This window comes from Staphylococcus sp. NWU MKU2 (assembly GCF_033283605.1).
In the GTDB taxonomy this organism is placed as follows: Bacteria; Bacillota; Bacilli; order Staphylococcales; family Staphylococcaceae; genus Staphylococcus; species Staphylococcus haemolyticus.
The window spans coordinates 1-13,346 of record NZ_JAVSMH010000005.1 but is presented as its reverse complement, the minus strand read 5'-3'; the positions used below and the strand labels follow the sequence as shown (position 1 = coordinate 13,346).

General features: G+C 31.3%; 13 protein-coding genes. 11 read left to right on the top strand and 2 right to left on the bottom strand.

Annotation, left to right across the window (positions count from 1 at the left end):
- Positions 1-44: 44 nt before the first annotated feature.
- The 4 genes from SBL15_RS08570 to SBL15_RS08555 all read left to right on the top strand — a co-directional run bounded on the left by SBL15_RS08570 (position 45) and on the right by SBL15_RS08555 (position 4,634).
- Positions 45-1,043: an ABC transporter substrate-binding protein gene (locus tag SBL15_RS08570; protein WP_053022053.1), complete on the top strand. Its 999-nt coding sequence runs from the start codon at positions 45-47 to the stop codon at positions 1,041-1,043.
- An 11-nt stretch (positions 1,044-1,054) separates the two neighbouring features.
- Positions 1,055-2,086, top strand: coding sequence for a FecCD family ABC transporter permease (locus SBL15_RS08565; protein ID WP_107613800.1), 1,032 nt, complete (start codon positions 1,055-1,057; stop codon positions 2,084-2,086).
- On the top strand, positions 2,083-3,048 hold the full coding sequence (locus SBL15_RS08560; protein ID WP_053016679.1) for a FecCD family ABC transporter permease: 966 nt from the start codon (positions 2,083-2,085) through the stop codon (positions 3,046-3,048). Before SBL15_RS08565 ends, SBL15_RS08560 begins: the two co-directional genes overlap by 4 nt.
- A gap of 269 nt (positions 3,049-3,317) precedes the next feature.
- On the top strand, positions 3,318-4,634 hold the full coding sequence (locus SBL15_RS08555; RefSeq protein ID WP_202112048.1) for a YjiH family protein: 1,317 nt from the start codon (positions 3,318-3,320) through the stop codon (positions 4,632-4,634).
- Between the two features lie 75 nt (positions 4,635-4,709).
- Here SBL15_RS08555 and SBL15_RS08550 read toward each other — a convergent pair whose 3' ends face one another.
- Together SBL15_RS08550 and SBL15_RS08545 are read right to left on the bottom strand one after the other, a co-directional pair.
- Positions 4,710-5,024, bottom strand: a complete 315-nt coding sequence (locus tag SBL15_RS08550; protein ID WP_037536087.1) for a heme oxygenase — start codon at positions 5,022-5,024, stop codon at positions 4,710-4,712.
- Between the two features lie 153 nt (positions 5,025-5,177).
- Positions 5,178-5,438, bottom strand: coding sequence for a hypothetical protein (locus SBL15_RS08545; RefSeq protein ID WP_011275180.1), 261 nt, complete (start codon positions 5,436-5,438; stop codon positions 5,178-5,180).
- A 176-nt stretch (positions 5,439-5,614) separates the two neighbouring features.
- On the opposite strand from SBL15_RS08545, the gene SBL15_RS08540 reads away from it, so the two are divergent.
- From SBL15_RS08540 to SBL15_RS08510, 7 genes are all read left to right on the top strand, one after another.
- On the top strand, positions 5,615-6,133 hold the full coding sequence (locus tag SBL15_RS08540; RefSeq protein WP_107612327.1) for a metal-dependent hydrolase: 519 nt from the start codon (positions 5,615-5,617) through the stop codon (positions 6,131-6,133).
- Between the two features lie 55 nt (positions 6,134-6,188).
- On the top strand, positions 6,189-7,376 hold the full coding sequence (locus tag SBL15_RS08535) for a UTP--glucose-1-phosphate uridylyltransferase (RefSeq protein WP_107613840.1): 1,188 nt from the start codon (positions 6,189-6,191) through the stop codon (positions 7,374-7,376).
- 16 nt (positions 7,377-7,392) lie between these two features.
- Positions 7,393-8,076 carry a PAQR family membrane homeostasis protein TrhA gene (gene trhA, locus SBL15_RS08530; RefSeq protein ID WP_053019130.1) on the top strand — a complete coding sequence of 228 codons (684 nt, stop codon included), beginning with the start codon at positions 7,393-7,395 and terminating at the stop codon, positions 8,074-8,076.
- A 138-nt stretch (positions 8,077-8,214) separates the two neighbouring features.
- On the top strand, positions 8,215-9,543 hold the full coding sequence (gene sdrM, locus SBL15_RS08525; protein ID WP_107612329.1) for a multidrug efflux MFS transporter SdrM: 1,329 nt from the start codon (positions 8,215-8,217) through the stop codon (positions 9,541-9,543).
- Between the two features lie 124 nt (positions 9,544-9,667).
- Positions 9,668-10,135: a SepA family multidrug efflux transporter gene (locus SBL15_RS08520; protein WP_016931351.1), complete on the top strand. Its 468-nt coding sequence runs from the start codon at positions 9,668-9,670 to the stop codon at positions 10,133-10,135.
- Positions 10,136-10,210: 75 nt separating this feature from the next.
- Complete coding sequence (locus SBL15_RS08515; RefSeq protein WP_053016683.1) at positions 10,211-11,662, top strand: MDR family MFS transporter; 1,452 nt, start codon at positions 10,211-10,213, stop codon at positions 11,660-11,662.
- A gap of 144 nt (positions 11,663-11,806) precedes the next feature.
- Positions 11,807-12,874 carry a P-loop NTPase gene (locus tag SBL15_RS08510; protein ID WP_317955756.1) on the top strand — a complete coding sequence of 356 codons (1,068 nt, stop codon included), beginning with the start codon at positions 11,807-11,809 and terminating at the stop codon, positions 12,872-12,874.
- Positions 12,875-13,346: the final 472 nt, after the last annotated feature.

The following is a 13,346-nucleotide window of genomic DNA, read 5'->3' as shown; positions in this document are numbered from 1 at the left end:
TAAACTATGTATTGTAAACCTATACATATTAAGGAGTGGAATTCATGAAAGGCTTTAAGTTTGCAGGTATAGTCGCATTATTATTTGCATTAGTTTTAGTTACTGCTTGTGGTAATGTTAGCAATAATGGATCAGGTGATTCAGGTAATAAATCGTCATCGAAAGATTCTATTAAAATTAAACACGAATTAGGCACAACTAAAGTTCCTAAAGATGCTAAACGTGTCGTAGCGTTGGAATTTTCATTTGTAGATGCTTTAGCGGCACTAAATGTTAAACCTGTTGGGGTTGCTGATGACAACAAACCAAATCGTATTATTAAACCATTAAAAGAAAAAATTGGAGATTATAAATCTGTTGGTGCTCGTAAACAACCCAACCTAGAAGAAATCAGTAAATTAAAACCAGATTTAATTATTGCAGATAGTAACAGACACAAAGGTATTTACAAAGAATTAAGTAAAATTGCTCCAACAATTGAATTAAAAAGTTTTGATGGAGATTATAATGATAATATAGATGCTTTTAAAACAATTGCCAAAGCTTTAAATAAAGAAGATGAAGGTAAGAAACGTTTAGAAGAGCATAAAGAAAAACTTGCAAAATATAAAGATGAAATTCAATTTGATAAAAATGAAAAAGTATTACCAGCTGTAGCGTCTAAATCTGGATTATTAGCTCATCCAAGTGAATCTTATGTAGGTCAATTCTTAAGTCAACTTGGTTTTAAAGAAGCATTAAATAAAGACGTCACTAAAGGGTTAAGCAAATATTTACAAGGACCTTATTTACAACTTAATGCAGAAACATTAAAAGACGTCAATCCTGAACGTATGTTTATAATGACTGATGGCGCAAGTCCTAAAGAACCATCATATCAAGAAATGAAAAAAGATCCGGTTTGGGACACATTAGATGCGGTTAAACATAATCGTGTAAGTATCGTTAGTCGTGATACTTGGGCAAGAGCTCGAGGGTTAATATCTTCTGAAGAAATGGCTAAAGAACTTGTAGAAATTTCAAAGAAAGATAAAGAAAAGTAAGGTGGCAAAATATGACTATTAGATCTACTGATAGTCAATCTGCTTTAGACAAAGCAAATAAGAGACGCACTGCACTCACATTTATTGTGAGTGGGTGCTTTCTTTTTATTTTTGCTTATTTTAATTTAGCGATTGGCTCGTCTGAAATTCATGCTAAACATATTTTTGAATACTTTTTTACATGTATAAATAATAAGCAAACATTTCTAATTCATAATGTGAGAATGCCAAGAATGATTGGTGGGTTATTAATTGGCGGTGCGTTAGCCTTAGCTGGCCTCTTAATGCAAGCGATTACTAGGAATCCATTAGCGTCTCCACAAATATTTGGTGTTAATTCAGGTGCATCATTTGTAATAGTATTAGTGACGATATTAATACCTTCACTAGGTAACTATGCAACATATCTGGCATTCTTAGGGGCATTTATTGGCGGACTAACTGTATATATACTATCTGGTTCAACGAAAAAAATAACGCCAATTAAATTAGCTCTTGCTGGAATGGCAATTCATTTATTTTTCAGTAGTTTAACGCAAGGTATCATAATACTAAATGAAGATTCTAATACTACTGTTATGTTCTGGTTGGTAGGATCTCTTAATGGATTGAAATGGACTGCAGTATTGTCGGTTATGCCTTGGTTAATTTTATCACTAATTATAACTATGTTATTAGGACGTCAATTAACCATTATGGAATTAGGGGACGACATAGCGAAAGGGTTAGGACAAAAGACACAATTGATTAGAATTGTAATAGGTATACTTGTAATTGTATTAGCAGGTGCATCTGTTTCAATAGCTGGTCCGATTGGATTCATTGGTTTAATCGTCCCTCATATAGTTAAACGTTATATAAGTAAAGATTACTTCTTAATGGTGCCTTTAACTTTTTTGATAGGTGCCGATTTATTATTACTATCAGATATGTTAAGTAGACTTATTACATTTCCTTACGAATCTCCAGTTGGTATTGTCACTTCATTTGTTGGGGCAATTTATTTCCTATTAATAACTTTAAAAGGGGTGAAACGAATATGACAAAACGACAATTATCTATTCGTTACACTGTTGTAATCATCTGCTTAATTGTAAGCATATTTGTAAGTTTATGTGTTGGTTCAACAATGTACAGTCCTTTGAAAGCAATTCACGGAATTCTAAAATTTGATGATTTCATTTTAAACGAGTACCGAATTCCAAGAACGTTACTAGGATTAGTTGTAGGAAGTAGTTTGGCCATTTCTGGCGCGGTGATTCAAGGGGTAGTTAGAAATCCACTAGCATCTCCAGATGTTATAGGTATAACTAAAGGCGCAAGTTTGGCAGCTATTATAGTAATTATGCTATTTCCTTCAGCGCCGCTATTAGTACTACCTATTGGTTCCTTCATAGGTGCATTATTTATTAGTTTGATTTTGTCATTTTTAATTTCTAAATATAATATTAAAGGCTCAACTTTAGCTTTAATAGGGTTAGCTATCGGTGCTATATGTACCGCTGTAGTTCAATTTTTACTTATTAGAAACCCTATGGATGCAAATAATGCATTAGTTTGGTTGACAGGAAGTTTATATGGTCATACTATTGAAAATTTCTATTCAATCATACCCTGGTTTGTTATAACCTTACCACTCGTATTATGTTTAAGTTATCAATTAGATATTTTAAATTTAGGAGAAAATATTGCTACGGCGCTTGGTGCAAGAGTACAAAGACTCAAAATGATCTTACTTATTTTGTCGGTTATGCTGGCTGGTGCCTCCATTTCAGTAGTAGGCGGTATAAGTTTTCTAGGCCTAATTGCACCACATATCGCCAGATCTATTGTAGGTCAGCGTTACTTCCATGTTGTAATTATGTCTGGTTGTATAGGTTCAATTTTAATCTTGTTCAGTGATGGGTTAGCGAGAGGAATTCATCCACCATTAGATATACCTGTGGGTGTAATAATTGCTATCATTGGGGTGCCGTATTTCTTATTTTTATTAAGACGAATTTAATGAAATTTAAGAGCTAATTATTCTCATATTTATGATGAAAATTAGCTCTTTTTATATTGCATATCAATTAAAAATGATATATAGTATTTAATATGCTATTTATAAAAATGCATATATTCTTATATTTATATAAAAGTTTGCTGTTTTACTTAATATATTTACATAATCAATGAATATAAAAGCATCAATAATGAGAAAGAAAGAGGTTATTAGTGGTGGAAGGTTACTCAAAGCAACAGATTGCCAAAGGTAGAGCGAAATTCATAACTATGTCTATTATTGGAATTATACTTTTCTTAATTCCAGTACCAGTTACACAAGATGGTGAGAAACAAACTACATTACCTGTAGCCTTTTTAGCAAATTGGCTAAAAGGTCTACTTGGTGATGCAATGCCAATTATTATAATTTTTATTATTACATTGTCTGCAATATTAACAGTACTTTATTCGACAATTTTTAAAAATAAAGTTAAACCAGGCGGATTATTAGATAGTGCATTTAAAGTTGGTCCAGTCTGGATGACATTAAGATTATTAGCCGTCGTCTTTGTATGGATGACCTATTTTAAACTTGGTTCAAAGGTTATTTATTCAGAGGATACTGGTGGTTTAGTGTTTTATGATCTTTTACCTACATTGGTTGCAGTATTTTTATTTGCTGCACTATTCTTACCTTTTTTAATGGAATATGGTTTATTAGAATTTTTAGGCCCCTTATTTAGACCAATTATGAGACCATTATTCACATTGCCAGGGCGCTCTACAGTAGATAATTTAGCATCGTTTATTGGTGATGGAACTGTAGGTGTCCTAATAACAAGTCGTCAGTATGAAAGAGGCATTTACTCTAGAAGGGAATCCATAGTGATTTCTACTACGTTCAGTGTCGTTTCTATTACTTTTGCTATCGTTATTGCAGAAACTGTGGGATTACAACATAAATTTTTTGCGTTTTATTTAACTGTAATTATTTCATGTTTTGTTGCTGCAATGATCATGCCACGTATTTGGCCATTAAACAAAATACCTGATGAATTTACTAAAGAAGTTTCTGAGAATACTAGATTAGAAAAACTACCTGAAGGTAAAACGGCACTGGGATATGGTTTTGAAGAGGCGACTATTGTTGGTTTGAAAGCACCAGGGTTTAAAGAGTTTTGGAAATCCGGTTTAAAAACTGTAATAGATATGTGGTTTGTTATCCTTCCAGTCGTTATGAGCATCGGAACGCTTGCGACTATGATAGCTAATTATACGCCGGTATTTTCAATTATTGGTCAACCTTTTATTCCAATACTTGAATTATTGCAAATACCAGAAGCGGCTAAAGCCTCTGAAACATTATTGATTGGTTTTGCAGATATGTTCTTACCATCTATATTAATTGCTGATGCGCACAGTGAGATTACAAGATTTGTAATTGGTGCTTTAAGTATTTCTCAATTAATATATTTATCAGAAGTTGGTGGTGTAATATTAGGTTCTAAAATACCAGTAAGTTTAGGTAAATTATTTATGATTTTCCTAATTAGAACTGCAATCACTTTACCAATTATAGCGTTAATGGCTCATTTATTATTATAAAATAGTAAAGGCAATGAAGTCATAGGTTAGAAATGTTGAAATAAACAATTCCTATGTATACTTCATTGCCTTTTTTTAATTTAATGTAGATAATACCGTAGCTTTAACAATTTCACTGCTAATCACCGGTGAAGATTCAGACGATGTTTTGTCTCTGTTTTGATGTGCTTCTTTAAATGCATCGCTTTTAGTCCAAGCTTCAAAGTCTTTTTCAGTCTCCCACCATGTATTTACGTACATGTCTTCACTTTCATGATCTCGTGCCACTTTCCAAACTTCAATTTTATGAAAACCTTGCAATGCTTCAATTTTTCCACCTTTAGTGAATCTTGGCGCCATTTTTTCTGCAAATCCTTTTTTTACGGTAATTCTATTTGTAACAACAAACATAATTTAACCTCCTTATCTAAGTGTAGTTTAATTAATATTAAGAAAAATAAAAAGTAATACAGTATTTATTATTTTAGATTAAAAAACTGTCAACTACATAGCGGAAGTTGACAGTTTTTTTATAACTTTGCGAATGAAAAATGTATATTGTTATTACTTAGTTAATTCGTTATAAACCTTTTGGTCGTTATGCGTATAAATAATGTATTCATGATCATCTGTATCAATAATCACTCTATTAGTTTTACCAAAGGTAGAACCAATACGTGAAATATTTTTAGAATCTAAATCTGGAACGGCATGAATTTCTTGGTCTTGTGAAATATTTTTAATTTCACTAGTAGGGATTTTGATATCAGCTACTCTCCATTGAATTCTAACTTCATTATTATCTTTCTTAACAGTCATTGCCATTAAAGAACACATCCTTTATGTTATTTATGTCTATATCATATATCAGTGTGTAATCGTTTTCAAGTATTAATGATATACTTTTTAAATTTTGTGATACACTATTTAGTTAACACCGAAAATATGTTCGTATTTTAGAGTGGTTTATGTTAAAATGTTCTCTATAAAGGAGAAGGTTTATGACAGGCAAAACTCACGTATCTGCTGGATTACTAGTAGGTGCATTAACAACCGAACACTTTCAAACAGATTTGTTCTCAACTGTTACAGTAATATGTTTATCTGTAGTTTCAAGTTTATTACCAGACATTTGTCACACTGGAAGTAAAATTGGTAGAAAATTAAAATTGCTTAGTTTAATTATAAGGCTGTTATTCGGTCATAGGACATTCACTCACTCCTTATTATTTATAGGTATCATTGTATTTCTCCTTAATTTGATTCAAACTCCTACTTACTATTTGGTTTCTATTATCGGTGGTATGGCCTCTCATGTTATACTAGATATGTTAACGCCAAGGGGAGTAAAGTTACTTTATCCTATTCCTTTTACTATTAAGTTCCCGTTTACCTTTAAAACTGGTGGCTTAGTCGATGTATCACTGGCTACTGCATTAAGTATTGGCGCATTATACATATTATTTCAAACTTCTATTAGTCATTTATTAAAATATATAAGTCAGTCCATTTTAGGGTAACTATCAAATAATGAGAGTATGAATACATATTGAATTAATCACAAGGAGAGTTAAAATGTTAGATCAAAATCAATTAAAGAAATATAATCAAGAACATTTGAGTGAATATGAAAAGTTAATGAGCAGCAATGAAAAAGAAAAATTAGAATCGAAAGTGAATGAATTAGATTTAGAAAGTATTCAACAATTATTTCAAGATTTATATGTTAACCGTCAATCAATTTCTGATGTGTCATCTGTTTCAGAAGTAAAATATCTACGCAAGACTGAATTGACTAATCAAGAAAGTGCTAAATATGAACAAAAAGGAATAGAAGCAATACGAAACGGTGAATTTGCAGTTTTATTAATGGCCGGTGGTCAAGGTACGCGTTTAGGTTATAAAGGCCCTAAAGGTTCATTTGAAATAAAAGGAGTTAGTTTGTTTGAATTACAAGCACGACAATTACTTAAACTTAAAAAGGAAACTGGTCATTTAATCAATTGGTATATCATGACTAGTGATATCAATCATGAAGAAACGTTATCGTACTTTGAACAACATGATTATTTTGGTTATAACCCTGATAATGTACATTTCTTTAAACAAGAAAACATGGTCGCATTAAGTGAAACTGGGCAATTGGTACTTAATGAACAGGGATATATAATGGAGACGCCAAACGGAAATGGTGGTGTATTTAAATCATTAGAAAAAAATGGTTACTTGGATAAAATGGCATCTGATGGTGTGAAATTTATTTTCTTAAATAACATTGATAACGTATTAGTTAAAGTATTAGATCCATTATTTGCTGGGTTTACAGTGGTAAACGATTGCGACGTAACTTCTAAATCAATTCAACCTAGGGATGGTGAAAGTGTCGGACGATTAGTAAATCAAAATAGTAAGGACACGGTTCTTGAGTATTCTGAATTGGATGAAGCGGTCGCTAATACGTTTGATAATGCAAACATTGGAATTCATGCCTTTAAAGTTGCATTTATTAAACAAGCAGTAAATAATGATTTACCATATCACTTAGCAGTGAAAAAATTAAAGCAATTAGATGAAGATTTTGGAGTTGTTGAAAAACCAACATTGAAATTTGAATTGTTTTATTTTGATATTTTTAGATATGCAACAAGTTTTGTAACGTTGCAAGTTAATAGAGAAGATGAATTTTCTCCACTTAAAAATAAAGAAGGCAAAGATAGTGTTGAAACTGCTACATCAGATTTAGAACGTTTGAATTTAATTTAAAAGGTGGTGGAGCCAGATGTCTAACTCAACTAAGAATGTAAAAGGTACTGTTGTCGAATCATTTAAAGACATCATTCCTCTATCTTTCGGTGAAGAAATTGGTAACTCAGTTTCACATGGTGTAGCTGCGTTACTTACACTTTTTTTACTACCATATGCTGCAGTTCATAGTTATATAGCACATGGAACGTTAAGCTCAGTTAGTATTTCTATATTTGTAATTAGTATTTTTATGATGTTTATCTCTTCAACTATATATCATGCAATGAAAAATAATACTGCTCACAAATATATTTTAAGAATTATTGATCATAGTATGATTTATGTTGCTATTTCAGGAACTTATACGCCAGTTTTATTAACTGTCGTAGGAGGATGGATTGGTTGGTTTGTATTCATATTACTTTGGGGTACTACAATTTGGGGAATTTTGTATAAGTCCATTTCTGTTAATGTGAATCCTAAATTAAGTTTGATTGTCTATTTAGTAATGGGATGGGTTGGTATTATTTTTCTACCTATTATCATTATGCGTACATCTTGGTTATTTATCTTATTCATTGTACTAGGAGGCTTATCTTACACTATTGGTGCTTGGTTTTATGCCCAAAAAAACCGTCCATACTTTCATATGATTTGGCATATTTTTATCGTAATCGCTTCAATGTTTCATTTAATAGCAATACTTTATTTTATATAGAGAATTCAAAATAAGGTTGATGATTTTATCGGTCATCAGTCTTATTTTTTATTAAAAGTAATCATTCTATTGCATGTAAAATAAAATGTTGATTATCCTATTAAAGAATCTGAAATTTATTTAGGAGGAATAATGTTCATGAACTTTAAATCAATAGGTATCGTCGTAACTTTAGTTTTAACTATGTTTATGGCTGCAATAGAAAGCTCAATTATCTCATTAGCGATGCCCACTATAAGAACTGATTTAAACGCTGGTGCATCTATATCATTAGTATTTACTGTTTATTTCATAGCGCTTGTAGTTGCGAATCCTATTGTTGGTGAATTATTAACAAGATTTAAAATATTATATATTGCGATGGTAGGCGTGTTTTTATTTGGTATTGGTAGTTTAATGTCAGGAATGAGTGGCACATTTATAATGCTTATTATCTCTAGAATCGTTCAAGGATTGGGAGCAGGAGTTATGATGTCGCTGACTCAAATTGTTCCAAAATTAGCATTTGAAATACCATTTAGATACAAAATTATGGGAATAGTAGGAAGTGTCTGGGGAATTTCAAGTATTATTGGACCATTATTAGGTGGGGCAATTTTAGAGTTTGCAACATGGCATTGGTTATTTTTTATAAACATTCCAATAGCAGTTATTGCAATTATACTTGCATTTATTACTTTTCATTTTCCAGAAGAAGCAGAAGTTAAATCCTCAAGCTTCGATGTTAAAGGACTTTCTTTCTTTTACATATTTATAGGATTATTTATGTTTGGTTTATTGAATAAGTCATCAATAGTATTAAATATTATTTCATTGATGTTAGCTTTCATTTTTATCTTTATTTTATTTAAATTTGAGAGCAAAATAAAAAATCCATTTATCCCAATTTCAGAGTTTAATCGTTCAGTTTCACTAGTGTTTGTAACGGATTTATTAATAGCTATGTCTTTAATGGGATACAATTTATACATTCCAATCTACTTACAAGATCACTTACATCTTTCACCACTTCAAAGTGGTTTGGTAATATTCCCACTATCAGTAGCTTGGTTAGTTTTAAATTTTAACTTAGCAAAGGTAGAAGAGAACTTAACTCGAAAAGCATTATATATTAGTGCTTTTACATTATTATTGATTAGCAGTATCATACTCATGTTTGGTCTCAAATTACCATTATTAATAGCAGCAACAGTAATTCTTGCTGGGTTAAGTTTTGGATTTGTTTATACAAAGGACAGTGTCATCGTTCAAGAAGAAACAGATCCTAGACATATGAAAAAAATGATGTCTTTCTATGCATTAACTAAAAATTTAGGTTCATCAATAGGTTCAACTGTAATGGGATATTTCTATGCTATGTCAGTTGGAATCATGGATGGGCATTTTTACAATATATTATTTGCAGTTTCATTAGTCGCTATTCTTCTTATTATTATGTGGTCAACGCTTTATAGATCCGATGTATAGAGTGTTTAATCACTCAAATGTAATATAATTGGAGAATAATAAAGTTTTAGACTAACGTACTTTAAATTTTATATCGTGATTTATTAATGATAAAATTACCGTGTATAAAAAGGAGGACAGAAAGATGAAGTTTTTTAAAAATAATTATAAAAATATTTTATCAACTTTACTTGTCCTCACTATCTTTATCATTTCAGGTGCTATTTTTTTAATGTTTTTAGGATTTGGTTTATTTGGATTAAGTCGAATTCTAATTTTTTTTAAGCTAGGTTATTTTACCTATAATAAAAATTTAGTAGATAATTTAGTTTATTATGGTAGCTATATTGTTTTTGGTTACTTCATTTTATTTGCCATTGAACATTTAATGGATTATTTTAGAAAACAATTGCCCAATAATCCATATTTTAATGGCAGTTTGTACCACTTGATTTCATATGTTGTTACTACGATACTCTTCTATTTTATTATTCACATACATTATGTTTATATCGAGATTGATTTTTGGGTTATTTCAGTCATCATAGGATTGTTATATATATTTAAAATTATATTTTATCCAGATAGTGAGAACCTTAATAATAAGAAATAGCAAGCATTTAGTTTGCTTGGCATACTAAAGTTTGATTGAATATAAAAATATGTATGAAATAAAAGGAGTTTTTATATGGCGAATATAGAAGTATCCACAAAAAAACGGAACCTTATCGTAGCGGTAATGCTATTAAGTGCATTTATCGCTATTTTAAATCAAACTTTACTAAATACGGCTTTGCCACACATTATGAGAGAATTAAATACATCTGAAAATACTGCTCAATGGTTAGTAACAGGCTTTATGCTTGTAAATGGGACGATGATTCCTTTAACTGCTTATCTGATGGATCGAATAAAAACAAAACCATTATATTTAGTTTCAATGGGAATTTTCTTAGTTGGTTCAATTATAGCTGCCATTGCACCTAGCTTTGGTGTCCTAATGTTTGCCAGAGTGATTCAAGCTATTGGTGCCGGAATTATTATGCCACTCATGCAGTTCACATTGTTTACTTTATTTTCAAAAGAAAAACGTGGATTTGCAATGGGATTGGCTGGTTTGGTCATACAATTTGCTCCAGCAATAGGTCCTACGTTTTCAGGGTTAATTATTGATAATACAAGTTGGAGAGTGCCTTTCATTATAGTTGTAGGCATTGCGCTCGTAGGATATATATTTGGTGCTATCACGCTATCTAGTTATAACGAGACTAAAAAGACAGCGTTAGATAAAAGATCAGTTGTTTATTCAACGTTAGGATTCGGATTAATGCTTTATGCGTTCAGTAGCGCAGGTAATTTGGGGTTCACTAATCCAATTGTTATAATCTCGGCCATTATTGGTATTCTAATAGTTATCACATTTATTAGAAGACAGTTAAGTATCACTAATCCTTTGTTAAACCTCAGAGTTTTTAAAAGCAAAATATTCACTTTCAGTACTATAACTTCAATGATTGTAATGATGTCAATGGTAGGTCCAGCCCTCTTAATTCCTTTATTTGTTCAAAATGGACTTGGGTTGAGCGCATTTATGTCTGGATTGGTCATTATGCCCGGAGCCATTTTAAACGGTATAATGTCTGTTTATACAGGTAAAATATATGATAAGTATGGGCCTAGACTTTTAATTTTAATTGGTTTCATTATTCTTATCGCAACAACGGCATCTCTAAGTTTCTTGAAATATGATTCATCATACACTATGTTAGTTGTTGTTTATGCTATAAGAATGTTTGCAGTTTCACTACTAATGATGCCTATCAATACTGCAGGCATCAATGCACTTAGAAATGAAGATATATCACATGGTACTGCCATCATGAACTTCGGTCGTGTTATGGCCGGCTCTCTAGGAACAGCTTTAATGGTCACTTTCATGAGTATTGGTGCAAAAATACTAAGCACTGGTTCATCAGCAAGTTCGAACCATGAAATATTACAAAGACAGAGTGTTGCAGCTGGTGTAGATTTATCGTTTGCAATAGTAACTGGTCTTGTAATTATTGGTTTTATTTTCTCTTTATTCATCAAAGAGGAAAGACACTATAATAAAAATTCAACAAATACACGGGATATGTAATTCTCATATTGATAGAAGTTAGCGAACAGATAGTGAGCTAACTTCTTTTTTTATACATTTAAAAAATATATACTAATTTAGAAAGTCAATACATATTAATATTTGATATTATAGAGGTATAAAGAATACTAAGGGGGATTTTCATTGTTAACGGTAGATCAAGTGAAAGAAATAGTTGGAGCATTAAAAGATCCAATTATAGATGTACCACTTAAAGAGACAGACGGTATTGTAGAAGTAACTATTAAAGAAGAAATAGAGCATGTTAGTGTCAAAGTGGCAATGGCACAATTAGGCGGACAACCGCAATTAGATTTACAAATGGCAATAGTTAAAGCACTTAAAGATAATGGTGCTAATACTGTTGGCATAAGATTTGAAGAATTACCTGCCGAAACGGTTGAGCAATATACTGGTAAGAAAGAAGAACAACCTAAGACCATTGAGGGGCTTTTATCTAAAGACAACCCTGTAGAATTTATAGCGATTGCTTCAGGAAAAGGCGGTGTAGGTAAATCTACAGTAGCAGTAAATTTAGCAGTAGCATTAGCCCGCGAAGGTAAACGTGTTGGTTTAGTTGATGCGGATATTTATGGTTTTAGTGTTCCAGATATGATGGGTATTGATGAGAAACCAGGAGTTCAAGGAAAAGAGATTATTCCAGTAGAACGTCATGGAGTGAAAGTTATATCAATGGCCTTTTTCGTAGAAGAGAATGCACCAGTAATATGGCGTGGCCCTATGTTAGGGAAAATGTTAACCAATTTCTTTGTAGAAGTGAAATGGGGAGAACTTGATTACTTACTATTAGACTTACCTCCAGGAACAGGTGATGTAGCTTTAGATGTACATTCAATGCTACCAAGTAGTAAAGAGATAATTGTAACGACACCGCATCCTACTGCAGCATTTGTTGCGGCTAGAGCAGGGGCAATGGCAAAACATACCGAGCACTCTATTCTCGGTGTTATCGAAAATATGAGTTATTTCGAAAGTAAAGAAACAGGTAATAAAGAATATATCTTTGGTAAAGGCGGAGGACGTAAACTAGCAGATGAATTAAATACTCAGTTATTAGGAGAACTACCATTAGAACAACCTACTTGGAATCCTAAAGATTTCTCACCCTCTATTTATCAAGCAGATGATCGTTTAGGAAAAATCTACACATCTATCGCTCAAAAAGTGATTGCATCTACAATTAAAAAATAAAGATAGATTTAGTGTAAAATTGACGCATGGAATTTTAAATTTCATGCGTTTTTTCTATTGCAAAATATCTTGAATCTGATAGAATAATTTCTTGTGAGTAACATATCCATTTGAATAATAAATAATTTATAATTTAGTTCAAAAAAGTGTTGACGTAATACTTTTATCTTGATATTATATAAAAGTCGTCAAAAACGGAATGTTAATTCTTTATAAAGTTTGTTTCGATGGTGTAAAAGTTACCATTGCAAAACAAATTAAGATGACTTAAAATATTAAAAGTAATCAACAAAAGTTATTGACTTTTTTAAATGAAAGTTATATAATTAAGAAGTTGATTTTAAAAAATGAACATTGAAAACTGAATGACAATATGTCAACGTTAATTCCAAAACAGTAACTTAAATGTTACAAACACTATTTAGTATTATGAGCTAATCAAACATCATAAATTTTTATGGAGAGTTTGATC

Bases quoted from the DNA above. Each gene is read 5' to 3' on its own strand.
- SBL15_RS08570 (WP_053022053.1), top strand. From the start codon at position 45: ATGAAAGGCTTTAAGTTTGCAGGTATAGTCGCATTATTATTTGCATTA.
- SBL15_RS08565 (WP_107613800.1), top strand. From the start codon at position 1,055: ATGACTATTAGATCTACTGATAGTCAATCTGCTTTAGACAAAGCAAAT.
- SBL15_RS08560 (WP_053016679.1), top strand. From the start codon at position 2,083: ATGACAAAACGACAATTATCTATTCGTTACACTGTTGTAATCATCTGC.
- SBL15_RS08555 (WP_202112048.1), top strand. From the start codon at position 3,318: ATGTCTATTATTGGAATTATACTTTTCTTAATTCCAGTACCAGTTACA.
- SBL15_RS08550 (WP_037536087.1), bottom strand. From the start codon at position 5,024: ATGTTTGTTGTTACAAATAGAATTACCGTAAAAAAAGGATTTGCAGAA.
- SBL15_RS08545 (WP_011275180.1), bottom strand. From the start codon at position 5,438: ATGGCAATGACTGTTAAGAAAGATAATAATGAAGTTAGAATTCAATGG.
- SBL15_RS08540 (WP_107612327.1), top strand. From the start codon at position 5,615: ATGACAGGCAAAACTCACGTATCTGCTGGATTACTAGTAGGTGCATTA.
- SBL15_RS08535 (WP_107613840.1), top strand. From the start codon at position 6,189: ATGTTAGATCAAAATCAATTAAAGAAATATAATCAAGAACATTTGAGT.
- trhA (WP_053019130.1), top strand. From the start codon at position 7,393: ATGTCTAACTCAACTAAGAATGTAAAAGGTACTGTTGTCGAATCATTT.
- sdrM (WP_107612329.1), top strand. From the start codon at position 8,215: ATGAACTTTAAATCAATAGGTATCGTCGTAACTTTAGTTTTAACTATG.
- SBL15_RS08520 (WP_016931351.1), top strand. From the start codon at position 9,668: ATGAAGTTTTTTAAAAATAATTATAAAAATATTTTATCAACTTTACTT.
- SBL15_RS08515 (WP_053016683.1), top strand. From the start codon at position 10,211: ATGGCGAATATAGAAGTATCCACAAAAAAACGGAACCTTATCGTAGCG.